This window comes from Mesorhizobium sp. M1182, assembly GCF_040318335.1.
GTDB lineage: Bacteria > Pseudomonadota > Alphaproteobacteria > Rhizobiales > Rhizobiaceae > Mesorhizobium.
The window spans coordinates 1-23,653 of sequence record NZ_JAMYMD010000029.1 but is presented as its reverse complement, the minus strand read 5'-3'; the positions used below and the strand labels follow the sequence as shown (position 1 = coordinate 23,653).

Below are 23,653 nucleotides of genomic sequence, written 5' to 3'. Positions count from 1 at the left end.
TTCCTAGACGAAACCAGGCAATTGAAGATGGCCGGCAGATAACAGTTCGGCCATCGAGTTCAGGGCCGTGCGCAGATCGTCGAGCGAGCGCGCAGCGCCTACATTGATACGCACGCCGTGCTGTACCGGCTCGCGCCCAACGGCGAAGGCATCACCCGGGAGCACGGCAACGCCACGTTCCAGGCAGGTGCGAGCGAAACCCGCGCCCCGCCACGGCTCCGGAAGGCGCAGCCAGGCGTGGGTCGAGGTTGGGTGGTTCTGGACATCGTAGCGGCCGAGGATTTCAGTGAGGATGGCCTGGCGCTGGCGCAACTCCTGCTTCTGCGTTTCTATGATGCGCGCCGCCAGGCCCTCTTCTATCAGCCGCGCGCCGATCAGCGCCGTCAAGGGACTGATGCTCCAGCAGTTGATCCGCAACGCCGCTGCGACCTGGCCGGCTATGGCGCGTGGCGCGATTACAAAACCGAGGCGCAGCCCTGGGGCAAGACATTTCGACATGGCGCCGATATGGATCGTCAGTTCGGGCTCGAGGCTGGCAAGCGACGGCAGCGGATTGTCTGCCAGGGGGCGGTAGACGTCATCTTCGATGATGAGGACGTTGTGGCGGCGGGCGACAGCTATCAGCTCGTGCCGGCGCTCTTCGGATAACGTGATGGTCGTCGGGTTGTGCAGGGTCGGCACCAGGAAGACCGCGCGTGGGCGGAGCTGCGCGCAGCCCGCATCGAACGCGTCGGCCCGCATGCCGCCACGGTCCATCGCGACGCCTCTGAGGTCGAGCCCATGCACCCGGCACAGTGCGTTGATGCCCTGATAGGTCACTTCGTCGGCGAGCACGACCTCGCCCTGCCTGGTCACCGCGCCAAGCACGCAATCCAGCCCATGCTGGGCGCCCGCCGCCAGCACCACGCGGCCGGGATCGCCTTCCCCCGCCACCGGTCGCATCCACTCGGCGATTGCCATCCTCGCCCAAAGCGGCCCCTCGGGCGGATGATAGTCCTGAAGCGTGGCATAGTGCCGGTCCTTCGACAGGCGCGGCAGCAGCAGCCCAAGCGCATCGAGATAGGCCGAGGTCGCAGGTCTGTTGACGGAAAGATCGATGACGCCGGTGTCGTCGCTCGGCGCTGACACGAAACCTGGCCTTTCGCCGCCATTGCGGGCCGCGACCGTTGTGCCGCGTCCGGGCCGTGCTTCGAGCAGGCCGCGCTGCTGCAGCGTCGACAGTGCGCGCGTCACCGTGGTGACATTGATGCCCAGCGCGCGGGCAATCTCGCGCTGCGGCGGCAGCCGGTCTCCAACTGCAAGTGTGCCGGCCGTGATCCGTTCCGCAATAGCGTCCGCAAGACGCCGATAGACCGGGCCTTCATCCGAGGCGAGTTGCAGGTCCTGAAGCATGCGGATTGGCGGTTTCGGTGTGTTGACGCTCTGGCTATCGGCGCATCTAGCATAAGACAATGCTCCAGACAATAGCACTTGTCCGGCAGGTATTTTTAAATCCGGCCCGAACAATCTCACACAATCCCGAAGAAAGCCGCTTGACGGCCAAACTTGTCTGCATCTATGGTTCTTTTGCGATCGATTGTGTGAGCATACAAGTTTGGTTTGCCGCCATTGTGCGGCAGCGTCATGCGAGACCCATACATGCACGGCAAACGCCACCTCGTTTCGACATGCAGCTTCTGCCGCAGATCGACGGACTTGCGTCCGTGATGGCCGAAGCGACAGCCCTGTCGCGTGACAGCGCCGGTCCTGCACGGGCAGCCGATGCCGGCAGCCAAGGATTTGTCGAATTCATCGATGTCGAGAAATCCTATGACGGCCGCACGTTCGCGGTATCGCGGCTGAACCTCGGCGTTGCGCGCGGCGAGTTCCTCACCCTTCTTGGACCCTCCGGTTCGGGCAAGACGACGACGCTCAACATGCTTGCAGGCTTCGAACGGCCGACCAGCGGCGTCATTGCGCTTGAAGGCCGGTCGGTCGACAGGCTGCCGCCCTACGAGCGCAACATCGGCATGGTGTTCCAGAACTACGCGCTGTTTCCGCACATGAGCGTCGAGGAGAACGTCGCCTTCCCGCTCTCCGTCCGCAAGATTACCAGGACGGAAGTCGCAGCCCGCGTCGGCCGCGCGCTCGACATGGTGCGGCTGCGGCAGTTCGGCGACCGGCGGCCGGCACAGCTTTCCGGCGGCCAGCAGCAGCGCGTCGCGCTTGCCCGCTCGCTGGTGTTCGAGCCGAGCCTGGTGCTGATGGACGAGCCGCTCGGTGCGCTCGACAAGAAGCTGCGCGAGCACATGCAGCTCGAGATCAAGCAACTTCACACGATGCTCGGTGTCACCATAGTCTATGTGACGCACGACCAGAGCGAGGCGCTGACCATGTCGGACCGCGTCGCCGTTTTTAACAATGGCGGGATTGCCCAGCTCGGTTCGCCGGATGATCTCTACAACGCGCCGCAAACTTCGTTCGTCGCGAGCTTCATCGGCGAGAACAACACCCTGCTCGGCAAGGTCGAGCGCGTCTCTGGCAAGGAGTGCCGCGTCGCGCTGGACGGCGGCGGTTCGGTAACAGCGCTCGCCATCGGTGTTGCGGAGGGCGATGCCTGCCATGTCGCTATCCGCCCGGAGCGGCTGAAGCTTGCGCCCGCCTCGAACGGAGCAAATGGGCTGGCCGCCACGGTTGAAGGCCGCATCTATCTCGGCGACCACCAGCGTCTTTTGGCCCGGCTGGAAAACGGACAGGTGCTGACCGTCAAGGTCGGCCCCGAAATGACCATGGGCAACGGGGGACCGGTCACGGTTTCCTGCGCGCCCAACGACTGCCGTGCCTTTCCGGCAGATGCCGCAACGGACGGTTCCATCTCGAAAACAGGGGAATAACAACAATGAAAATTACAAGAGCCCGGCTGTTCGCCTTTGCGGCAGCCACAGCATTCATCACCTCAGGACATGTCGCCTTCGCCGACGAGCTTTCGATCATGGCCAGCGGCGGCGCCTGGCAGGATGCCCAGCGCAAGGCATGGTTCGAGCCGTTCAGCAAGGAGACCGGTGCCAAGATCGTCGAGCAGGAATATCTCGGCGATCTCGGCAAGGTCAAAGCCATGGTCGACACCGGCAACGTGCCGATCGACCTGGTGACGGTCGAGACCGCGACCGTGCTGCAAGGTTGCGACGCCGGCATTCTCGAGCGCCTCGACTATTCCAAGATCGCGCCGCGCGAAAAATTCCTCGAAGGCTCCGCGCTCGACTGCGGCGTCGGCCTCGACGCCTATGGCGACGTGCTCGCCTATGATCCCAACGTGCTGAAAGAGGCGCCGACCTCGGTGCTCGACATCTTCGACACGACCAAGTTTCCCGGTAAGCGCGCGATGCGCAAGTTCCCGGCGCAGAATTTGGAATGGGCGCTGATGGCCGATGGCGTCGCGCCGGCCGATGTCTACAAGGTGCTGGCCACGCCGGAAGGCGTCGACCGCGCCTTCAAGAAACTCGACACCATCAAGAAAGACATCGTCTGGTGGGATGCCGGCGCACAGCCGCCGCAGCTCCTTGCATCCAAGGAAGTGGTGATGACCACCGCCTGGAACGGCCGTATCCAGAACGCCATCGACAAGGACGGGGCGCCGTTCAAGATCGTCTGGAACAACCAAATCCTCGAATACGACATGATCGCCATTCCGAAGGGGGCCAAGAGCCCGGACCTGGCCTACGAGTACCTTGCCTATATCAGCCAGCCGGAAATCAACGCCAAGCTGGCCAGCTACATCACCTACGGGCCGGTGCGCACCGATGCAGCGTCCTTTGTCGCGCCGGACGCCTTACCCAAATTGCCGAATGCGCCCGACCATATGAGCGCTTACCTGGTCGCCGACACCGAATTCTGGGGCGATTACGGCGAGGATTTGGTCAAGCGCTTCAACGCCTGGCTCGCGCAGTAGGAAAAATGACTGCGCTTGAGCCCACGAAGCTGGAACGGCCGCGCCTCGCGCGCGACCGGTCGGCCGCCGATATCAAGGCGGCGAAATCGGTCACGGCAAAACTTCGGCGCGCCGAGTTCGGCGATCGGCTGCGGTCACTGGCGCTGGCGGCGCCTTTGCTTGTGCTCCTGGCGCTGAGCTTCGGCATCCCGATCGTCCTGCTGCTATCGCGCGCCGTCTATGACCCGACGATTGCCGACGCTTTGCCGCAGACCAGCCAGGCGCTGCGCGGCTGGAACAGCGCGGGACTGCCAGGAGATGCCGCCTTCCTGGCCCTTGCCGCCGACCTCAGGGACAATCAGGCCATGGGCACGGCATATGAGCTCGCCAAAAGCCTGAACGCCCGCCTGCCCGGTGCGCGCAGCCAGGTGCTCAAGACGGTACGCCAACTTGAGGCTGCCGACAGGCCGCCGCTGGAGGTGATGAAAGCCGTGCCGTTCTGGTCGGCGCCCGGCACGTGGCCGGTCATCGAGAGCGGCACCCATAGCGTGACGTCGTTCTACCTGCTGAGCGCGCTCGATCTGCGCTGGAACGCCGATGGAGGCATTGAAAGAGTGCCGCCGCAACAGGCGATCTTCCTGCAGGTGTTCATGCGCACATTCTTCGTGGCCGCGGCGGTGACGCTGGCCACGCTGATACTGGGCTTCCCCCTCGCCTATCTCATCGCCTCGGTACCCAAGGGCCTCGCCGCCATCCTCATCGTCGCGGTGCTGCTGCCATTCTGGACGTCGATCCTGGTGCGAACCGCGGCCTGGACCGTGCTCCTGCAGAAATTCGGCCTGGTCAACGACCTGCTTTTGTGGCTCGGCATTGCCGACGACCGGCTTGAGCTGATGTACAGCCGCATCGGACTGATCATCGCCATGACCCATATCCAGCTGCCGTTCACGCTGCTGCCGATCTATAGCGTTATGCGCACGATCCCGGCCTCGCAGATGAAAGCCGCCTATTCGCTCGGCGCAAAACCCTTCACCGCGTTCCGCCGCGTTTATCTTCCACAGGTTTTTCCGGGCGTCATGGCCGGTTGCCTGCTCACCTTCATTCTGTGCCTCGGCTACTACATCACGCCGGCGCTCATCGGCGGTGCAAGCGACCAGCTGATCAGCAATTTCATCGCCAACTACGTCAATGTCGAGCTGAACTGGGAGATGGCGGCAGCACTGAGCTTCATCCTGCTCGTCTTCACCCTGGCGCTGTTTGGCATCTTCGCCCGCATCCTCGGCCTCGACCGTCTCAAGCTGGTGTAGCCATGCTGCTGTCTCCCTATCCGACGACAGGCGAAAGAATCCGCATCACCCTGCTGTGGCTATGGTGCGGCATGGTGATCCTGTTCCTGCTCGTGCCGATCCTCGTGCCCGTCCCCTTGTCGTTCAACAGCGGCGCCTTCTTCATCTTTCCGCTGGAGGGATTTTCGACGCGCTGGTACGCGGTCGTGCTTGGCACCCAACGCTGGCAATCGGCGATCGGCAACAGCCTGATCGTTGCGTTCGGGACGACGCTGATCGCGACGGTACTCGGCACGTTGACAGCGATTGCGCTTTCCGACGAAAAGTTTCCCGGCCGCCGCATCGTCATGCCGCTGCTGCTGTCGCCGCTGATCGTGCCGGTGGTGATCACCGCCGTCGGCTCTTATCTGTTCTATGCCCGCGTCGGCCTGGCCAGCACCTATGCCGGCATCATCCTGGCGCACACCGCGCTCGCCAGTCCCTTCGTCGTCGTCACGGTGGGAGCGAGCCTCACCGGCTTCGACCGCAATCTGATGCGCGCTGCCGCCATCTCCGGAGCAAAGCCCATCACGTCGTTCTTCAGGGTGATGCTGCCGCTGATCCTGCCCGGCGTACTGTCAGGCGCCGCTTTCGCCTTCGTTACCTCGTTCGACGAGGTCGTCGTGGTACAGTTCCTGGCCAGCGCCAACCAACGCACCATGCCGCTCGAAATGTTCATCGGCTTGCGCGAGAAGCTCTCCCCGGCAATCACCGCCGCCGCGACCCTGATGATGGCGCTGTCTATAGTGCTCCTGGTCGTCGCCAACCTTCTGGTACGGCGTAGCCAGCGTCGGCCAAGCGCGAGCGAGTAACTCGTGGCCTTGCCGCTCCAATGTTCCCGCAGTTTATGGAAGTGTTCCCCGGTCCCTGGTCGGCGATCGTCGGAAGAGACGGGATGGGCACGGCGCGGTCATCGAAAGGTCCGTTCGGGAGACTTCAATCCCCCCTGCTTGAATGTCTGCCATCGCTTTAGGATGCCAGAAGCTGCAAGTCCGCTCCCGGCCCCCACGATAGCCGCTGAATTGCCGGACCATCTTGGCCGCGGATAGCACGTGCCGACGTTCTCGCCAAGTCGCAGAAGATGCAGTCGGGAACGCAAGGTGCGACAACACGACGGCGGCTGACACGTTGGGTGATGGCGCCGTCGGCGGCAGGACAGCGAACGGATTGAGCCCGGTCCGGTCGCTGGTGCGCGGTACGCTGCACCTCAGCGTCAACGACCCAAATTGCGGCGTCTCTCGCGTCGCAGATGGTCCTGTATCGCGACGACGGGCGACCGCCCAAGAGCGATCGGCGAGCCCGCTCCGGCGCCTCGGACACACTGTCGAGCCCTAAATCCCCATAGCCCCGCCCGCCATCCCGCGGTTCAGTTCAATCAGGCTTTAATGTAGTCGCGACCCGTGCGTGCCCAATCGCGCCCGCGACTAGACAGAACCCTCCAGATTCATTTTGAACCTCCTTTTCAAATGGCGGAAAATAGCGATTCCTGGGTATCGTCGTGGATGCGACGCGGAGTATTGCGCGCCAGTTCGGCCTTGATCCGTTCGTCTTCGAGGTCGCTGGCGCGGATCTGGTAGCGCGCGCCGCGCATGACCTGCTCGGCGGGTAAGAGGCCATCCCTGATGAACCGGCGGATTTTGACGTGCCACGCGCCAAGCTTCGCGGCCGCATCCGACATAGTGAGCCACTCGCCATTCTTGTCGGACGAGCGATAGCCGCTGATCTTGTGCACCGTGCGCAGCGATTGGACGCGTCGCGCGGTCCAGGTCTTTCCCTGACCGGTCTGCATGCCCATGCGGTTGAGTGTGGCAGCGATTTCGGCATCCGACCACCGGGTTGCCATGGAGCATGATCGCCAGAGCCTCCTCAGGCGTACGCTGGCCATGCTCTCCGGATTTGGGCTTGCTAACCCGTACCTGCGAGTGCTGGCCTCCATGCCAGTGGATCGTCAAGATCACGTCGCGCGAATGGTCATCGACATCCGCCACGATGTCCTTGATGAGCGCGCGCAGCAGTTGCTGACGACAGCGCATGTCGACACCCGGCGCATTCCAGGTGGCCTTGAGATCCTGGGCAAGGCCCGTGAAGTCCGGAACCGCGTCGACAGGCTCCACACGCTGGACTTCGCTCAGCCGGGCCTCGCAGGTCCCCACGCGCCTGAGCGTGGCTTCCCAACTCCTCTCGAGCTGGACCGCAATAAGCCGGTTCTCCGGGTCGCAGGCCGCTTCGCCGGCAGAAGCATCTTGCGGATGGTGGACCTCGCGACAATGCCGTTGATTGACGGCCGCGGCTGCGCTGTTCTCTGCCACTGCCTTTAACAGACTGGATGCACCCGGTGGCGTAGGTGACGAATACCAATTTGTCCGCCACGGCGAGAGCACTGGCCGTCCCGCCTGCGGTCAGCGCGGCGCCGGTGTCGAAATTCAGCCATGTGCGCTATCAGCTCGCAGGCACCCGTCCCGCAATCTGGCTCAGGGCGCCGGGCGGGTGAACAGGGTTCGGAATAGCTCCTCAGCACGCCGCAGTCCTTCATCTGTCAGAACCACTGACTTCGCCTTGTTTGCCGGATTCGCGATCAGCCCCTTCTCGTGCAAGCGATCCAGAGCATTCCAATCCAACCCCTTCCAGGCGCGCCTCTCTTCATGCAGCGTCAGCCAAAGCAGGCCCAGAACGGCTTCGTCGATCTTGTCGGCGTCGATCTCCATGCAAGCAGTCTAACACGCGAAAAGGCCGCTGCCACGATCCACACCGGATGGTTATTCCCTGCCGCGAGCGTTCGCCTGAAAACAGGCGCCTCACTCAGGCGTCGCATCCGCGACGGGGTCATTGGGGCGCGACGAGCCGGGACGGGATTGGAGTTCATCATGATGCCTAAGCGGCCGTGGCAGCGTTGCCGCTGGCAATGAAATGCAAATTGGCGAAATCCTCGTCTTCCCTCAGGTTGCGCTTACCGCAGGCGAGCGGCGCACTATCCAGGTCCGCGTCATGCTGCCGGCAACGCGCGCCGCCCCGCCGCGGTGGCCCATTCCATAGTCGACCGACGCGCGGATACGTTTTGCGGGACGCTTTCTTTTCCGACCCGCTCTCCGACTGCAAGTCTCAACCTTGTCAGAGGTGATTTTTGACTCCTGAGCGGTTATCGCGGAGCGCATTCCGGGCCACAAGCGAGTTTGCGACATCCCCTTCACTGATTCATTGCCCGTCCAGCGCCAGAATGCGAAATCCGCTGTGAGCGGTCGGGGCTTCGCAACAACCGCTCAAGGTCGGTCCGACGTTGCAGGGCTGACCTGTTTTCATCGAGCCAAGACTGACTCTGGTGCCGTGCCGGGAATAAGCTATAGTTCACATACTAAGACGGCGGGCGCCTGCACAATGGCTGGACTGGGTGAACAGATTGCGCGTCAGCAGCGCACTATGGGACCGCTCCTGGTGGCGGCAGTGGTCATCGGCCTTATCGGTCTGCCCGTCGCAGCCTGGCTCGACCTCCGAGACCTGTCGGAACGGATGCTGCGCAGGCAAGCCAGCGAAATCAGCCGCATCATCGACGAAATGCGCGGATTTTACGGCAGCGACGTCGTGGGACGCGTGCTGCAAGCTAACGGCGCCGTAACTGCGACGCACAACTACCGGGACGTGCCAGGCGCGATCCCCATTCCAGCAACCCTCTCGATCGAACTGGGCAAGCGCATCAGCGCTCACGACGGCTCGGTCAAATATCGGTTCGTCTCGGATCTGCCTTTCAAAGGTCGCGCGCCCCACCAGCTCGATGCGTTCGAGCGGAATGCAATCTTGGCTTTGCGCGCCAACCCGAAGGAGCCGATCATCGAAGTCTCGGGCTCACTGTTTGACCGGCAGGTCCGTGCCGCGGCCCCTGTCATAATGGGACAAGTGTGCGTGACCTGCCATAACTCACACCCGGACAGCCCCAAGACGGACTGGAAGGTAGGGGATGTCCGAGGGATCCAGGAGATATCAGTCAATCAGCCCATCGCTGCGAACGTGCTGACCTTCAAGTATCTGCTCCTATATTTCGGTTTCGCGGCCGCGGCGGGCCTGACGTTCATTCTCCTGCAGCGTCGGCAGTCCGCGTTGATTCAGGGCATCAACAAGGAGCTTTCGGAGGCAAACGACTTCCTGGCCGCGATTTCATTGAAGATCGCCAAATACCTTTCGCCTCAAATCTACAAAAGCATCTTCAGCGGCCAGAAGGACGTCACCATCGCAACCGAGCGCAAGAAGCTCACAATCTTTTTCTCCGACGTCAAGGATTTCACCGCGATTGTGGAACGGCTCCAGCCCGAGGACTTGACGCTTCTCCTCAACGAGTACTTCACCGAGATGTCGACGATCGCGCTCAAACACGGCGGCACCGTCGACAAGTTCATCGGCGACGCGCTTCTTGTGTTCTTCGGAGACCCCGAGACGCAAGGCGTCGAGGAAGACGCGAGAGCCTGCTTGCGCATGGCTGTCGACATGCAGCGTCGGCTGGAGCAGTTGAACAGGGTGTGGCATGACCGCGGAGTTGAACGGCCCTTCCGAGCTCGCATGGGCATCAACACGGGCTATTGCAATGTTGGGAACTTCGGTTCCGATGATCGGATGGACTACACGATCATTGGAGCCGAGGCGAACTTGGCGGCCCGGCTGCAGTCGATTGCCGAGCCCGGCGGCATCTGCCTCAGCTATGAGACTTACGCGCTCGTGCGCGACCTTGTCCGGGCGCGTCCATTAGCACCCATTGCCATGAAAGGGATCAGCCGGGAGGTTGTCCCCTACGAAGTCGAGGGCCTCCTGGGTGAACTCGCCCAACGCCCTCAGGTCATCAGCGAGCATGCGACTGGTCTCGACTTGTTCCTCGATGTTGAGGCAATCGACGAGAACGGGGTGGAGCGGGCGAAGAAACGACTTTCGGAGGCGCTCCTGGCCTTAACCATCCGAAGCAAGCCCGCCGCACTTTAGGTTCTTGAACGTGATCCAATCTGGACCGTGGCCAGCCAAGTAAAGTCCGGTTCAACACCGTTCAGGCGCGCCGGGTCCCGGCCAGGAGTTCGCGCATCATCCTCGTTGGTCATCAGCGCCGTCAGGGCCGAGGCGTCGGTGAACATCAGTCATTCTCGTACAGGCTGTCGCGAAACGCCTTGTCGGCGGGCCTGCCGTGATCAGGCTTGCCCCGGGCTCGCAGATCACGGCAGAACCTGACGCCGATCTCTACGAGGGACGGTCTAGCCTGTTCGCGCTCAAGCTCATGCTTGAGCGCGGCATGCACGGTCTCTGTCAGAGCAGTCCTCTTAAGTGCGGCGAGCCGGCGGGCCAGTGCGTCGGTCTCGGGATTTTTGATGTGGAACGCCATCACTGCCTCGTATAGCCGTTCAAGTCTATCGGTATACAGCAATTTGGATACACCCGTGTGAAAGCCCCGCAGCATCGACCGGACACGAAGCGAATCGGCCACGCCGACCCAACTGTCGGCTGGATGGGATCGTACCGCTGTTTTTACAGATCTCGAGCAGTATCTGAGGTCGCTTGCATAAGTCACGTGCAACACCCGCACTTTCGTACGGGTCTGGAACGGCGCAATCACCGTCTAGCCAAATCCAGCAGCCTTGCCGCTGGCGATAAAATGCGGGTTGGCGAAATCCTCGTCGTCACTCTGGTTGCGCTTGCCGTAGGCGAGCGGCTCACCATCCAGCGTGCGCGTCATGCCGCCGGCGGCGCGTAGCACCGCGTCACCCGCGGCCGTATCCCACTCCATGGTGCGGCCGAAGCGCGGATAGACGTCCGCCTCGGCGCCGGCGACAAGGCAGAATTTCAGCGACGAGCCGACCGAGACGATCTCGGCAGCGCCCAGCGCGCGGATATAGGCGTCGGTTTCCGGCGTGTTGTGGGAGCGGCTGGCAACGACGGTCAGCGGCACCATACCGGCCCTTGCCGAAATCGGCTGGCGATCGACGATCTCGTAGTCGTCATTGATCTCGATCGTTTCCGCTTTGCCCGGCCGGCCGGAAAAGAAGCGGCCGGTGCAAGGCGCGAAGACAACGCCGATCTCAGGCACGCCATGGCGAACCAGCGCGATGTTGACAGTGAAATCGGTCCGCCGGTTGACGAACTCCTTGGTGCCGTCGAGCGGATCGATCAGGAAAAAGGCGTCGCCGAGATCCGGCGCCATGATTCCGGTGGAGGCTTCCTCCTCTGCCACGCATGGAATCTCTGGAAATGCGGCGCGCAGCCCGGCAAGGATGATCTTTTCGCTCTCGCGGTCCGCCTCCGTCACCGGCGAACTGTCCGACTTGCTGTCGACCGCACAGCCGGCACGAAAGACGCGCATCACCTCGCGCCCTGCCGCCAAGGCAAGGTGCTCGAAGACGGCGAGCATCGCTTCGTCGTCAGATACCGCCGCCGCTGTCATATTGGTCTTCGGCAATGTCCCGCTCGTTCAGCCAGTGTTCCAGGGCGTCCACCATCTCCTCGGCCGATCTGCCGAGTGTCTTGAGATGAATTTCGGGCTTTTCCGGCACCTCATACGGTGAATCGACGCCGGTGAAGTTCTTGATCTCGCCGTTCAACGCCCTCGCATAAAGCCCCTTCGGATCGCGCCTGGCGCATTCCTCGAAGGGGGTATCGACAAACACCTCGACGAATTCGCCGTCGGCCATCAATTCGCGCGCCATGCGCCGCTCGGCGCTGAACGGCGAGATGAACGACACGATGACGACCAGCCCGGCGTCGGCCATCAGGCGTGCCACTTCGGCCACGCGGCGAATGTTTTCGACACGATCGGCGTCGGTGAAACCGAGATCGCGGTTGAGGCCGTGACGGACGTTGTCGCCATCCAGAATGTAGGTATGGCGCCCGGTGGCGAACAGCTTCTTTTCGAACAAATTGGCGATGGTCGACTTGCCCGAGCCCGAAAGCCCGGTGAACCAGAACACGGCCGGCCGCTGGTTCTTCATATCGGCGCGGGCGCGCTTGCCGACATCGAGCGACTGCCAATGGATGTTTTCGGCGCGGCGCAGCGAATGCAGGATCATGCCGGCGCCGACCGTGGCGTTGGTGATGCGGTCGATCAGGATGAAGGCGCCGGTGGTGCGGTTTTCGGCAAACGGATCGAAGGCGATCGGCGACCGCGTCGAGATATTGCAGATGCCGACTTCGTTCATTTCAAGCGACTTGGCCGCCTCATGGGCAAAGTCGTTGACGTTGACGCGGTATTTCAGGTCGGTGACGGTGGCGCTGGTCTGGTCGGTCTCGGTGCGCAGGATGTAGGAGCGGCCGGGCAGCAGCGCGTGTTCGTCGAACCAGACGATGTTGGCGGCGAACTGGTCGGCGACCTGCGGCCGCGCCGCCGGCGACACCAGCATATTGCCGCGCGAGACTTCGACCTCGTCGTCGAGGACAAGGGTGATGGCCTGGCCGGCAATGGCCTGCTGAAGGTCGCCGCCATGCGAAACGATGCGCCTGACACGGGAGGATTTGCCGGATTTGGCGACGACCACCTCGTCGCCTGGCGCAACCGACCCGGAGGCTATGGTGCCGGCGAAACCGCGGAAATCGAGATTGGGGCGGTTCACATATTGGACAGGAAACCGGAACGGCAATTCGACCGCGGCCTCGTCGACCGAGACGGTTTCGAGATGTTCGATCAGCGTCGGGCCGGAAAACCAGTCTGTCCTATCGGAACGGCCGGTAATGTTGTCGCCATAACGGGCCGACATAGGAATGGGCACGATCGTCTGGAAGCCGAGCTCACGTGAGAACCGCCCGTAATCCGCGACGATCCGTTTAAAAACCGCCTCGTCGAAGCCGACAAGATCGATCTTGTTGACGGCGAGCACGATGTGGCGGATGCCAAGCAGCGAGGCGATGATCGAATGCCGCCTGGTCTGACGCAGCACCCCCTGGCGGGCATCGATCAGCACGATGGCGAGATCCGCGGTCGATGCACCCGTCGCCATGTTACGCGTGTATTGTTCGTGGCCGGGCGTGTCGGCGACGATGAACTTGCGCTTTGGCGTGGCGAAGAAGCGATAGGCGACGTCGATGGTGATGCCTTGCTCGCGCTCGGCCTCGAGGCCGTCGACCAGCAGCGCGAAGTCGACGTCGTCGCCGGTGGTGCCGTGCTTGCGCGAATCGCGCTCGAGCGTGGCCAGCTGGTCCTCGAAAATCTGCTTGGTATCGGAAAGCAGGCGCCCGATCAGCGTCGACTTGCCGTCGTCGACCGAGCCGCAGGTCAGGAAGCGCAGCAGCGACTTTCGTTCCTGCGCCGCCAGATAGTCGCGGACGCCGTCGGTCGGGGCGAGGCTCTTGGCCATGATATGGCGCATGCTCAGAAATACCCCTCGCGCTTTTTCTTTTCCATCGAGCCGGCTTCGTCGCGGTCGATCAGGCGACCTTGCCGCTCGGAAGTGCGCGCCGTGAGCATTTCGCCGACTATCGCCTCCAGAGTGTCGGCCTGCGAGTCGATCGCGCCGGTCAGCGGATAGCAGCCGAGCGTGCGGAAGCGCACCATCCGGTTCTCCACTGTTTCGCCGGGCCGCAGCTGCATGCGCTCGTCATCCCTCAGGATGAGCATGCCATCGCGCTCGACGACCGGCCGCTCCTTGGCCAGATACAGGGGCACGATCGGGATGTCTTCCTGAAGAATGTACTGCCAGATGTCGAGCTCGGTCCAGTTCGACAACGGGAACACCCTGATCGATTCACCGGCAGCGACGCGGGTGTTGAAAATCTTCCACATCTCCGGCCGCTGGTTCTTCGGATCCCAGACGTGCTGGGCGTTGCGGAACGAGAAGATGCGCTCCTTGGCGCGCGACTTCTCCTCGTCGCGCCGCGCGCCGCCGAAGGCAGCGTCAAACCCGTATTTGTCGAGCGCCTGCCGCAGGGCAACCGTCTTCATTACATGGGTGTGGGTGTTGGAGCCGTGGTCGAACGGATTGATGTTGTCGCGCACGCCGTCTTCATTGACATGGACCAGGAGGTCGAAGCCGAGCTTTTGCTGCATCTGGTCGCGAAAGGCGATCATCTCGCGGAATTTCCAGGTCGTGTCGACATGGAGAAAGGGAAAGGGCGGCTTGGCCGGATAGAACGCCTTCATTGCCAGGTGCATGAGCACCGACGAATCCTTGCCGACTGAATAGAGCATCACCGGCCTGGCGAAAGCCGCGGCCACCTCGCGAAAAATATGGATGGATTCAGCCTCAAGCCGCTGAAGGTGCGTAAGTGCGATGTTCATGGACTGCGAGCGTTCTTTCGTACCGATCCACGGAAGGGCCTGCATCGGAGGCGACCTTCAGCCGCCCGATTCAAACTGCACTTCCGGACAATCTATTCTCGTGCGGGCGTTCTAGCAGATCGTTCCGGTCCAGAACAATGCAAGACAGGCTTGCGGCCGAATGGTTCGGGAATGAATTTTCCGTACGGCCAGCAAAATCGAGAAATTTCTGCTCAGCGAGCGATTGCACTTGGTAGGGGCAGGAAAATGGTGCCTGAGCCTCGGGACCCGAGCGCCAGGAGCGCTCGCCTGAAAGCCGTCCGCCTCGTTCAGATGACGGCCAACGGAGCGACGAGGCCTTACGACGAATTTCCGATGGGAACAAGGAGCTTGTCACCGTTGTGGTCGATCTCGATCATCTCGCTCTTGCGGCTCAAGCGTTCTGCAAATCCTCTGTGAAAGATGATGGCGTTCATATAGGCAAAGGTGATCGCCAGCGCCTCGGTTCGCAGCGGATAGTCAACCAGCGAATGAATGAGAAGAAAAGATACCGAGAGAAATGCCGCCTTCTGAAGCGGGTCACGGCGAACCCTGGCCAGTGCAGCAAAAAGCAATAGGAAATAGCCTACCATAAGTAGGATAGCAGGAATTCCGCCTTCGAAAGCAATTTCAAGGTATTCATTGTGGGCATGATTCACATACTCCCTGAAAATCATGCTCTCTCTTTCGTATATCTGATAGGCTTTCTGGAAATTCCCGTACCCAATACCTGTTGCCCAATTGTCCTTGATACCGTCGATTGTGGTTCGCGCAAATTCCCCTCGCCCGAAAGCCGGGTCGAGCGCCTGTGCATCCAGCTTGGTCCAGGCGCTCATCGTGTAGATCGAAAGCCCAATAAAAATCAGAAGAACGCTGAACCCGCTCACCCTCGAGCGGGCTGAGAGAAAGATCACGGACAATACGGTGATCGCCAACCCAATCAGAACACCGGCGCGGGAACCGGCGGCCAAAAGAAGCAGCAAAAGCGCGATCAAGCCGAACGATCCGGACAAGAGATGTCCGCGGAACAGACCGTAATAGACGACGAAGGGGATAGACACGAAAAGCAGCGCCGAAAAATGATTCACGTTGGCGAAAAGCCCGGCATTGATCGTAAAAGGCAACAGCCCGACAATAGCGACATCGTCAGAGAGTGAATATTGAATCGCTCCCGCAAAACCGTTGCAGATCACTCCCATGAAGAAAAATGGAAGAAGCGCGCTGGCCTGTTCGGCACGCAAACGCAATGCGGCCAAAAAAAATGCTGCGGCGCCCAAAAGATAAAGCAGGCTTTCGACCGTGCGGCCGACCCCAACGCTGATGAAGCGAAATCGGCTTTCTCCGACCCAAGGATCTCCGAGAAGCAGTTCCGGCCGTAACCCGTTGAATATGGCCGCCGGCAGTGGGACGATTTGCAAAACTGCCAACGCCACGGCGAAGACCAGCAGCCACAGAACAAGCCGGGGGATTGTCTGGCCAGGAGTTTGCGAAAAGACGGCCGCGGCGGAGATAATTGCCGCAACCTCGATCAGAGTGTCTGTGTAAAGTCCACTCGCAGTACCACCGCCGATCAGCAGCGATACAAACAAGACCGTGCCGAGGAGATATTTATCCCATTCCGACGGCCGGTCGCTCAAGACGGAACTCTCTCAATGCTCAAGTTGTGCATTACCAAAGTGCCGACATATCGAAAGCGCCAGCTCTCGGCAATGGCGGCGGTTTGAAGCGTCAGCAATTGTATAGGGCAGGCAGCCGGTCCTACTGAAAAATCCTGGCTGAGAGTCTGACGATTGTAAGTGCCTTCCGGAATGTTGAATCGCGCAATTTCTCCCGCCGAGTCAACACATTTGATGGACCAGAACAATCCCTTGGGAAGCTTCAGGTTCCGTGCCGAGGCAATCAACGAAATCTTGTATGAGCCTGAAGGCAGCGAAACTAACTGCTGAAGAGCTGCACTCTTGACCGGGGTATTCAAGAACCGGACCGTCGCCCCACCCTCACCCTCTACTGCATCCTGAGATGTTATAAACGTGACTTCCAAGCCGGATTGCCCGGGAATCTGCCAATCGAAAGGTTTGCCGCGGGAGACTGGCTCGAACTTGCTGTTGAAAATGTATCCGCCTAATTTCCGCTCTTGATCGGACAAGCTGAACAGAAACAGCCGATAGGCCGGTCCATATTCCTTCTGACGAAAGTAGCCGCTGATCACGGCACTCAGTTCGCTCGAATTCGGCGGTGCGCTTGATCCGGTCAGGTCGAGCAGCAGCCGATTTGCGTAATCAATCCCCCGGGGAGTTTTGCTAAGAGCGTAGATCAGAATAGCTCTCCAGGGCGCCTCCGCTCTGATCGCCGCCAACACAGCCTGGTACCCATCGGGATTTGAGAGGATTGTCGGCAGGCCCTCGGAGATTGCTGAAAATTGGTCCGGCCATCGCCGGAGTAATATGTCGATCTCGCCGACGGCCTTCGCCAAATCACCTGCTTCGATGTTGCGGCCAATGGATCTCTGCAGCGCATGGATCTCTGTCTTGGACAGGTTTCGGGCCTGATCGAAGAGCTTATACGCTTCGCCTTTTTCGCCTTGCCGGTATTTAATCTCGCCGATCAGGCTATAGAGACGCGCATCAGCCAGATCGAAGGCAAGCGCCCGTTTGCCCCTAGCCAGCAAAGCATCAAGATCGGGAGCCTTACTCGTATCGTTCAGGTCGCTGGTGATTTCAGCTATCAATGCCTCAACGTTGAGCGGATCCAACGCAAGAGATACGGCTGGTGTCTCAGTTTCAAGAAGCCGACTTAGCCCGATCGAGGAAGCCACCAACACTAGAGCGGACGCGACGAACCAAACGACTGAACGCCGGAGATTTAGCATAAGCGGGCTGGCCTGCTCCATCATCGACTTTGCCCTCAATCTTCGGAGTACCCGTGTCCGTGCCGTAGTTGTAGTACTGGTAGTTCATATATTTATAGGCGTAGTTGTAGTCGAACTTGTTCACAGCAAACTTTGACATCGCGGCTCCAACCACATTGGCACCGGCGGCTCGCATGCGCTTCAACGCCGCCTTGGCAGATTTGCGCGTCACCTGATTTGTAGAGATCACCATCAACGTGCCCTCAGCGAGCCGGCTGAGAATAGGAGCATCCGAAAGACCCACGATCGGCGGCGCGTCGATGATAACAAGGTCGAATCGCTTGCCGAGATTGGTCACGATCAGAGCCATTTTCGGCGATGAAAGCAGATCCGCGGGGTTTGGCGGGATCGTACCAGAGGTCAGAACGGTGACGTTGGGATATTTCGTCGACCTGAAGATGCTCGCTAGATCCTCCCTGCGGACCGTGTTTGTCAGCAGATTGCTCAGTCCGATTGTATTGTCCAGACCAAACAGGCGGTGAAGATTCGGTTTCCGCAGATCCCCATCGACGATGAGAACTCTCGCACCAAGTGCGGCGAAGTCCTGCCCGAGTTTGAACGAGGTGGTCGACTTCCCTTCCGAGGGCTCCGAACTCGTGATAACCAACGATCTCGGCGCGCCTTCCGCACCGGAGAATTGCAAGGACGTTCGCAGCGAGCGATAGGCCTCCGACAAGCCGGACTTCTGATCGGCGATAGCGCTTACGAGTTCCCGGTCATCGATGAGCGGCAAGATTCCCAGCATTGCCAGTCCCAGTTCCTTTTCAACCTGTTCAGGGTTGGTAAAGGTGTTGTTCAACAGCTCGATGACATAAATGACTGACGCGCTCATAGCCAGGAAAAGAACCAGCGCGATCCCGATGTTGATGTCTAAGCGCGGCGAATGTGGGCGATCCGGCTGGGTGGCAAAATCTACGATTGCGGCGCTTTGCGTCTTAAGTTCGGAGCTGACACCGACCTCATTCAGCTTGGCTATAAGGTTGTCGTATTGCGACCGGTTTGAATCTACTTCACGCTTGAGGATCGTGTATTTGATGTTCTTGTCGTTGAAGATAACCTGCTGCTTTTCCATCTCAGCAAGTTTGGACTTGAGATCGGCCTCCTTGTTCTGCGCCTCCTGATATTTCAACCGTAGAGAATCCGTAATGGCCAGGACGCCATTACTATAGAGTCGCTGCAGCTCCTTAATCTGCGATTGAAGCTGCTGCATTTCCGGAAAGCCGGGCTTGAGGATGCCCAGCTTCTGCTGGTACTGGCTCGTCAAGTCCGCGAGCTTATCGCTCAGCTTCTGCAGGCCTTCGCTTTCCAGAACCGGCGCGAGGCTCGAGCCGCGGCCTTTGTCGATCTGGTCCACGACACGTCCGGCATCGAGACGATCCTGGATCGCTGTTGCAAGGGCGGTATTCAACGCCTCGATATTCGACCCTATCAGCGATTTGTCGTCGCCGGTTATCGTGATGCCGGCATCCTTGGCGTAGGCGACCAGCTCCTCTTCGGATTTCTGAAGCTTTTGCTTTACCTGCAAAACCTGTTCCTGGATGAATTGCCTTGCCAAGTCCGAGGTTTCGCTGGTTTGATCAAGGCGTTGATCAATAAAGCTTTGTGCAACTTGATTGGCTACATCACTCGCATACTTCGGCTTCTGATCGACAAAGGTGATGGATAATAGGCTCGTATTGGGGACCAGATTGACGGTGAGATCATTTAGAATGCGCCCGATAGCAATTGCCTCACGCTGCTCTGGCGTCTTCTCCTCGGTGGACGGCGATTTGGAAATGCCGAAAGCACGATAGAAAATGTTGCCGAGCGAAAAGCTCGGCGTTGGAAACAGGAAATCCGGCTTTTCACTAAGTCCAAGCTGGAACACAACGCGCTGCGCCAACGCGCGGCTTTTTAGCTTTTCCCGAGCCGTTTGAAAGGCCCGCAAGTCACTGTTTTCGGAAACCACTTCGATGTCCTGGAAGACCTTGGCCGAAGGAACAAGCACTTCGAGTTGCGTCGTTGCCTGATATTTTGGCGTCTGCATCATCGTAACGATGACGCCGCCGACAAGGCCAGCTGCCACCATCATGACGATAAGCCAGCGGTATTGGACAACGTAAAAAAACAGCTTTAGCGGATTGAAGCCCTGTTCCTGCTCCGAATAGTCGCGGCCGTAAGGGCTATAATTTTGCGCACCGTCATAATACAGGTCGGCGGACAGGGCCTGGCCGTGTCCTGGACCTGCTATTTGATGCTGCCTGTTGCGATCGAGCATGGTCGGAAATTATCCTAAATTCGTCTACATTCTGACCGGCCGTGAATCACAAGCCGGGAACCACGGCAAGCCGGGCTGCACTTGACGCGACACCGAGGGCGTCCTTGAGATTGTTCATCGCAATTTTTGATTTCGAGGCGAAGACAACAATCTTGTCGCCACCATAGATCCGTGGATTGCCTCTCTTGCCACCACGAATGTCCTCGACGTTGTAATTGGCGACCAATGTGGTGGGGCCGACAGTGCGATACACAAAGACCTTTTTTGCATCCCCAACGGTATTGAACCCTCCAGCAAGGGCGATCGCATCAATGAGAGAAGAATTGCTCGACACCGGATAAATACCGGCCTTGTTGACTTCGCCGTCGACGGTTATGCGCTGTCCAATCGATTCCTTTACGAAAATCGTCACGTCAGGTGACTGCAGGTATTTGGCACCATAGGTGGTCTCGATCTCCTGCTCCAACTGACGGACGGTCTTCCCTGCCGCGGTAATGGTGCCGATAAGCGGAAGCGAAATCTGGCCACCGGAGTCGACTTGAACCGTTCTGTTTAAGTTATCGACCTGAAACACATTGACCTCGAGCACATCGTTCGGAGACAGAGGCTGCTCGTTGCCGTTCTGTGTGTTTTGCGGCGAAGGCAGTTCCTTCACCACCCGCAGAGCGCCGCCGCCTGAAAGTGGCGTGGACGACGATGTCAATTGAAGCGCATCAACCGACGAGGATGGCGTCGTCGCCGAAGTGCTCGTGCATGCCGACGTTGCGAGTGAAGCGAGCAAGACGAATATCGCACCCACATGGTTTCGTGCAAAATGAAAAATGCCCATCACGCTGTCCCGCCTTTGAACAACCGGCCAAATCCTCCAAAGCGGCCGGCGGGACCGCCGTTTGTTTTTTTCGGGCGTGCTTTTCCGACTGGCTCGATGGGCCGGTTCGCCAATATTTCGCTCGGACGTTTCAACACCATATTGCGGGCCTCGTCTTCCCCACATCGCTTGGCAGCAGCAGCAACCGCCTGCGAAAGTCCAGGACGCCGGCGCGTAGCGCTGTGCGTGTCCGATGCAATAATGTCCACCCTGCCCTCGTCAATCAGCTTTTCCGAATAATAAAGCGCCGTGCGCCCAAAAGCACCAACAATCGAGTCTGCGGTAAGCTGGATGAGGCAGCCCACGGCATTCAGCCTCTCGATAACGTCGTAATTCGTTTTGATCCAGGTCAAACGCTCAGGATGCGTAAGAATCGGAATGAAACCGGCGTTTATGAGGCGTGTAGCAAGATCTTCCATTCGTGGAGGTAAAACATGATGCGGCGGCTCGAACAGAAAATAGCGGGACCTGTTTAAAGTCGGTATAGTGCCGGCCGCCAATCGGTCGGGAAGATCAGGCGCTATATGAACATCGGCGCCGACGTAAAGAGCAAGTGGTATAGCGGCGCGGCGCAGTGCCTGGTGCAACTCTTGAACCGCCCGGACGATGTTGGATGTTCCGTTGTCGTATACGCCCGGCGTCACGTGCGGCGTGCATGCCATGTGGGTCGTTCCGTCGGCTGCCGCCAGTCGAGCCATTTCCAACGATTCGGCAAGACTGGGTGAGCCATCGTCGAGGCCAGGCAAGATATGGGAATGCAGATCGATCATCGACGTTTGTGACCGCAACGAAGCAACATGGCGACGTCATCGCAAAAAACCACAAACGCGTCACCCGCAGGGTAGCGGGTGACGCGTTTGTCAGCTTCATGCAATACGATGAATGCTAGGTCGCGGCTAGTGACTGACAGAATCGTCATCATGCAGACCGATGACCAGCGCCGCACCACCGACAGCGACGCTACCCAACCGAATTGGTGCGAGACCCGGAGTGTCCAGCGCTACCCGCATACCGCCTTCCATGGCCGCCTTCCAAGCGATCGACTTTCATGGTCGTCGGAATGTCGAGATCGCTATTCACACCGACACGCAGCAAAGCGAAAGATTGCGATTCGGTCACTGGGACGGACCAGCGCTCCAGCCTTCGCCCCAAGATATCCGCCGGCCTCAGACATCCGCATGTCACGTCGGCTTCAGCGATCTGACCAATACAGCAATATGCGCTCAAGACAATTCTGTTCTGACAACAGGTACGTAGCAGAAGCCGCCACGCGCCTCTGCCGCCGTAGCCCTGCTTGTGGCCAAACTCAGTCGCTGACCCCGTGGTCCTTGTCCGCCGTCGCTGCCAGAATACCGGCCCCAAGAGCCATGCCGCCAAAGATGAAGAGCGGCGTATTGTTATTGGTATTGGCATTGCCCGTTTGGGCGGTGTGCTCAGAACCCAGAACATTAAGGCAAATCTTGTTCTCAACACGGGAGATATCGAGGGTCGAATTGGCCGGCACGCTCAAATTGCAGCCACCGACATTAACCGAAGCCGATCCCTTGGCACCAACCACGACGCGGCTGCCGAAATCGAGCGCACCGCCCGCCTGCGCCGGGCCATAGCCAGCCACCTGGGAGACCATTACGTTGCCATTGACGTTCCCGATCGATCCAATCGGATTTACTCCGTTATAGGCGGTTGCACAGGTGCACGACCCATCCTGCGCGAAAGACGACACCGGGGCGAAGCCGGCCAACACAACAACTCCGGCCAACGCACTTTTCAACACTAGGTTCATCCGCATCAATCCTTCTGTCCCACGTTACCTGAGGCCCACCCAACCGCTAAGGTACTCAAAAGCGCGTAACAGCTTTCTGCGCTAATTCCAACCCATTTCGCACATGCGAGATAATTTTTGGTTTCGGTGTGGTTGATAGAACACACCATTAGAATATCGTAATGAGTCATCTTTACAGCGGCCAATAGCAGGCTACCGGCGGGCCGATCTGCCATTCCGCTGACGCTATAGTCGCTCCGACGCGTTACACAAAACTTGCAATCGACAATGACCTGACATCGCCCGCCCAGCCTTCTTGCGTTCGAGACAAGCACTACGAGCCTGGCACGCAAGACTTGTAGGTCGAGCCCGCCTGTGCGGGCTGTCCGCACAGGATGCCGGCCTCGACGAGCTTCGCAGCCAGGTCCGAGCCGTCGGAGGTGATGCACTGCACGACGATGGCGTTGCCGTATCTTGCCGCGATATTGCCGTCGCAAGGCGTTCCTGTGCCGACGGGCTTGCAAGTCAAGGCGAGCCCTTGATACTCCCGGCGCGCGACCTCGGTTACCGTGGCGCGCATCGACTGGGGTTTCGTAAATGCCCCGCCGCACAGCAGAATCTTGTGGTTGCCGACCCTGAGATCGTCGATTGCCTGTACCACAAGCTTGCCATCAAACGGCTCAAGTACCGCCTGCGGTTTTGGCGGTTGCGAACGAATATTCGTCCCTTTTTCCACGATGAGGACAAAGAAGCCAACTGCGAACGCCAAGGCGGCAAGCGCAACCAAACCTACTTTCTTGAGCGACAATATCTTCACTCCGCTGTGGCTGATCACGCGCCCGTCAGCTCCGGCGGGACGTCGGCGCGACTCCATCGTCGCATGACACTAAGACTATCCAATCGAAGAGATTCACTGTTCCGTCAACCATTCTGCCGTGCGTTACCGACCGTGCCGTCCAGATACTGCGTCAGCGCGCAGACGAGATGATAGAAGATGCTGGCCGGCACCTCGCTCGCCAAGGAGCGGCCACGCTCGTCGATGCGGTCGATCCACAGGCCGAGCGGTGCCGGATTGATGTGCCAGCGGAACAGCCGGCCGACACGCGCCTCGATCTCCGGCTTCAGGTCGGGACCGCCCGAACCGTCCAGCGCGATCGCCGCCTTGATCGCTTCGGCCTGCGGCCAGCTGCGCGAGACGCGGTCGAGCGGCAGGCCTTGCCGCGAGACGGCGCCGTAGGCGAGGCCCGTGGCGCGGTTCAGGCCATTGGCGATCGCCGACGCGTAGAGCTTCCGCGCAAGGCCGGTCAAGCCGCTCTGGCCGCTGCGGCCGGCGAAGTCGACCAGCAGCGAGGCCCATTCGAAATGATGGCCGGGTTCGG

General features: G+C 59.9%; 22 protein-coding genes. 6 read left to right on the top strand and 16 right to left on the bottom strand.

The window, feature by feature from the left end:
• Positions 1 to 3 precede the first annotated feature (3 nt).
• Positions 4 to 1,392, bottom strand: coding sequence for an aminotransferase-like domain-containing protein (locus tag NKH33_RS25665; protein WP_352542796.1), 1,389 nt, complete (start codon positions 1,390 to 1,392; stop codon positions 4 to 6).
• A 314-nt stretch (positions 1,393 to 1,706) separates the two neighbouring features.
• Here NKH33_RS25665 and NKH33_RS25660 point away from each other — a divergent pair, with 314 nt between their 5' ends.
• From NKH33_RS25660 to NKH33_RS25645, 4 genes are read left to right on the top strand one after another with little or no spacing between them, the layout of a single operon-like run.
• Complete coding sequence (locus NKH33_RS25660; protein ID WP_502904362.1) at positions 1,707 to 2,873, top strand: ABC transporter ATP-binding protein; 1,167 nt, start codon at positions 1,707 to 1,709, stop codon at positions 2,871 to 2,873.
• Between the two features lie 5 nt (positions 2,874 to 2,878).
• The gene (locus NKH33_RS25655) at positions 2,879 to 3,928 is read left to right on the top strand and encodes an ABC transporter substrate-binding protein (RefSeq protein WP_352922078.1); all 1,050 of its coding nucleotides are present in this window, start codon (positions 2,879 to 2,881) and stop codon (positions 3,926 to 3,928) included.
• A gap of 5 nt (positions 3,929 to 3,933) precedes the next feature.
• Positions 3,934 to 5,214, top strand: coding sequence for an ABC transporter permease (locus NKH33_RS25650; RefSeq protein ID WP_352922076.1), 1,281 nt, complete (start codon positions 3,934 to 3,936; stop codon positions 5,212 to 5,214).
• 2 nt (positions 5,215 to 5,216) lie between these two features.
• Positions 5,217 to 6,044 (top strand): ABC transporter permease, encoded by an 828-nt coding sequence (locus NKH33_RS25645; protein WP_352922074.1) that lies wholly within the window; start codon positions 5,217 to 5,219, stop codon positions 6,042 to 6,044.
• A gap of 650 nt (positions 6,045 to 6,694) precedes the next feature.
• On the opposite strand, the gene NKH33_RS25640 is transcribed toward NKH33_RS25645, so the two are convergent.
• Entirely contained in the window at positions 6,695 to 7,075 is a 381-nt protein-coding gene (locus NKH33_RS25640; RefSeq protein WP_352922072.1) for a helix-turn-helix domain-containing protein, read from the bottom strand.
• A 124-nt stretch (positions 7,076 to 7,199) separates the two neighbouring features.
• Between NKH33_RS25640 and NKH33_RS25635 the strand changes: the two genes are divergently transcribed.
• A complete protein-coding gene (locus tag NKH33_RS25635) occupies positions 7,200 to 7,550 on the top strand; it encodes a hypothetical protein (protein ID WP_352922070.1) in 351 nt (116 codons plus the stop codon).
• Positions 7,551 to 7,703: 153 nt separating this feature from the next.
• Here the strand turns inward: NKH33_RS25635 and NKH33_RS25630 are convergent, their stop codons facing one another.
• Complete coding sequence (locus NKH33_RS25630; protein WP_352542802.1) at positions 7,704 to 7,937, bottom strand: DUF6429 family protein; 234 nt, start codon at positions 7,935 to 7,937, stop codon at positions 7,704 to 7,706.
• A gap of 667 nt (positions 7,938 to 8,604) precedes the next feature.
• Here NKH33_RS25630 and NKH33_RS25625 point away from each other — a divergent pair.
• A complete protein-coding gene (locus NKH33_RS25625) occupies positions 8,605 to 10,191 on the top strand; it encodes an adenylate/guanylate cyclase domain-containing protein (RefSeq protein ID WP_352749070.1) in 1,587 nt (528 codons plus the stop codon).
• Here NKH33_RS25625 and NKH33_RS25620 read toward each other — a convergent pair.
• The 13 genes from NKH33_RS25620 to NKH33_RS25560 all read right to left on the bottom strand — a co-directional run.
• The gene (locus tag NKH33_RS25620) at positions 10,188 to 10,337 is read right to left on the bottom strand and encodes a hypothetical protein (protein WP_352821751.1); all 150 of its coding nucleotides are present in this window, start codon (positions 10,335 to 10,337) and stop codon (positions 10,188 to 10,190) included. The genes NKH33_RS25625 and NKH33_RS25620 overlap by 4 nt on opposite strands.
• A complete protein-coding gene (locus NKH33_RS25615) occupies positions 10,337 to 10,582 on the bottom strand; it encodes a type II toxin-antitoxin system VapB family antitoxin (RefSeq protein WP_352922068.1) in 246 nt (81 codons plus the stop codon). Before NKH33_RS25615 ends, NKH33_RS25620 begins: the two co-directional genes overlap by 1 nt.
• Before the next feature lie 234 nt (positions 10,583 to 10,816).
• Entirely contained in the window at positions 10,817 to 11,605 is a 789-nt protein-coding gene (gene cysQ, locus NKH33_RS25610; protein ID WP_352922116.1) for a 3'(2'),5'-bisphosphate nucleotidase CysQ, read from the bottom strand.
• A 10-nt stretch (positions 11,606 to 11,615) separates the two neighbouring features.
• A complete protein-coding gene (gene cysN, locus NKH33_RS25605) occupies positions 11,616 to 13,553 on the bottom strand; it encodes a sulfate adenylyltransferase subunit CysN (protein ID WP_352922066.1) in 1,938 nt (645 codons plus the stop codon).
• A 2-nt stretch (positions 13,554 to 13,555) separates the two neighbouring features.
• On the bottom strand, positions 13,556 to 14,461 hold the full coding sequence (gene cysD, locus NKH33_RS25600) for a sulfate adenylyltransferase subunit CysD (RefSeq protein ID WP_352922064.1): 906 nt from the start codon (positions 14,459 to 14,461) through the stop codon (positions 13,556 to 13,558).
• A gap of 338 nt (positions 14,462 to 14,799) precedes the next feature.
• On the bottom strand, positions 14,800 to 16,116 hold the full coding sequence (locus NKH33_RS25595; protein ID WP_352922062.1) for an O-antigen ligase family protein: 1,317 nt from the start codon (positions 16,114 to 16,116) through the stop codon (positions 14,800 to 14,802).
• Entirely contained in the window at positions 16,113 to 17,231 is a 1,119-nt protein-coding gene (locus NKH33_RS25590) for a tetratricopeptide repeat protein (RefSeq protein ID WP_352922060.1), read from the bottom strand. Before NKH33_RS25590 ends, NKH33_RS25595 begins: the two co-directional genes overlap by 4 nt.
• A gap of 28 nt (positions 17,232 to 17,259) precedes the next feature.
• Positions 17,260 to 19,644 (bottom strand): GumC family protein, encoded by a 2,385-nt coding sequence (locus NKH33_RS25585; RefSeq protein ID WP_352922058.1) that lies wholly within the window; start codon positions 19,642 to 19,644, stop codon positions 17,260 to 17,262.
• A gap of 46 nt (positions 19,645 to 19,690) precedes the next feature.
• The gene (locus NKH33_RS25580; RefSeq protein ID WP_352922056.1) at positions 19,691 to 20,473 is read right to left on the bottom strand and encodes a polysaccharide biosynthesis/export family protein; all 783 of its coding nucleotides are present in this window, start codon (positions 20,471 to 20,473) and stop codon (positions 19,691 to 19,693) included.
• Positions 20,473 to 21,282 carry a tyrosine-protein phosphatase gene (locus tag NKH33_RS25575; protein WP_352502843.1) on the bottom strand — a complete coding sequence of 270 codons (810 nt, stop codon included), beginning with the start codon at positions 21,280 to 21,282 and terminating at the stop codon, positions 20,473 to 20,475. The genes NKH33_RS25580 and NKH33_RS25575 overlap by 1 nt, the downstream gene beginning before the upstream one ends.
• 536 nt (positions 21,283 to 21,818) lie before the next feature.
• Positions 21,819 to 22,295 carry a hypothetical protein gene (locus tag NKH33_RS25570; RefSeq protein ID WP_352502844.1) on the bottom strand — a complete coding sequence of 159 codons (477 nt, stop codon included), beginning with the start codon at positions 22,293 to 22,295 and terminating at the stop codon, positions 21,819 to 21,821.
• Between the two features lie 313 nt (positions 22,296 to 22,608).
• Positions 22,609 to 23,109, bottom strand: a complete 501-nt coding sequence (locus tag NKH33_RS25565) for a hypothetical protein (protein WP_352502845.1) — start codon at positions 23,107 to 23,109, stop codon at positions 22,609 to 22,611.
• 86 nt (positions 23,110 to 23,195) lie between these two features.
• The coding region (locus NKH33_RS25560; RefSeq protein ID WP_352922054.1) for an AGE family epimerase/isomerase at positions 23,196 to 23,653 on the bottom strand (458 nt) is incomplete at its 5' end.

Coding starts and splice junctions, on each gene's coding strand:
- NKH33_RS25665 (WP_352542796.1), bottom strand. CDS start 1,392: ATGCTTCAGGACCTGCAACTCGCCTCGGATGAAGGCCCGGTCTATCGG.
- NKH33_RS25585 (WP_352922058.1), bottom strand. CDS start 19,644: ATGCTCGATCGCAACAGGCAGCATCAAATAGCAGGTCCAGGACACGGC.
- NKH33_RS25615 (WP_352922068.1), bottom strand. CDS start 10,582: ATGGCGTTCCACATCAAAAATCCCGAGACCGACGCACTGGCCCGCCGG.
- NKH33_RS25640 (WP_352922072.1), bottom strand. CDS start 7,075: ATGGCAACCCGGTGGTCGGATGCCGAAATCGCTGCCACACTCAACCGC.
- cysN (WP_352922066.1), bottom strand. CDS start 13,553: ATGCGCCATATCATGGCCAAGAGCCTCGCCCCGACCGACGGCGTCCGC.
- NKH33_RS25620 (WP_352821751.1), bottom strand. CDS start 10,337: ATGTTCACCGACGCCTCGGCCCTGACGGCGCTGATGACCAACGAGGAT.
- cysQ (WP_352922116.1), bottom strand. CDS start 11,605: ATGCTCGCCGTCTTCGAGCACCTTGCCTTGGCGGCAGGGCGCGAGGTG.
- NKH33_RS25660 (WP_502904362.1), top strand. CDS start 1,707: ATGGCCGAAGCGACAGCCCTGTCGCGTGACAGCGCCGGTCCTGCACGG.
- NKH33_RS25635 (WP_352922070.1), top strand. CDS start 7,200: ATGGTCATCGACATCCGCCACGATGTCCTTGATGAGCGCGCGCAGCAG.
- NKH33_RS25655 (WP_352922078.1), top strand. CDS start 2,879: ATGAAAATTACAAGAGCCCGGCTGTTCGCCTTTGCGGCAGCCACAGCA.
- NKH33_RS25570 (WP_352502844.1), bottom strand. CDS start 22,295: ATGAACCTAGTGTTGAAAAGTGCGTTGGCCGGAGTTGTTGTGTTGGCC.
- cysD (WP_352922064.1), bottom strand. CDS start 14,461: ATGAACATCGCACTTACGCACCTTCAGCGGCTTGAGGCTGAATCCATC.
- NKH33_RS25625 (WP_352749070.1), top strand. CDS start 8,605: ATGGCTGGACTGGGTGAACAGATTGCGCGTCAGCAGCGCACTATGGGA.
- NKH33_RS25645 (WP_352922074.1), top strand. CDS start 5,217: ATGCTGCTGTCTCCCTATCCGACGACAGGCGAAAGAATCCGCATCACC.
- NKH33_RS25630 (WP_352542802.1), bottom strand. CDS start 7,937: ATGGAGATCGACGCCGACAAGATCGACGAAGCCGTTCTGGGCCTGCTT.
- NKH33_RS25575 (WP_352502843.1), bottom strand. CDS start 21,282: ATGATCGATCTGCATTCCCATATCTTGCCTGGCCTCGACGATGGCTCA.
- NKH33_RS25580 (WP_352922056.1), bottom strand. CDS start 20,473: ATGGGCATTTTTCATTTTGCACGAAACCATGTGGGTGCGATATTCGTC.
- NKH33_RS25650 (WP_352922076.1), top strand. CDS start 3,934: ATGACTGCGCTTGAGCCCACGAAGCTGGAACGGCCGCGCCTCGCGCGC.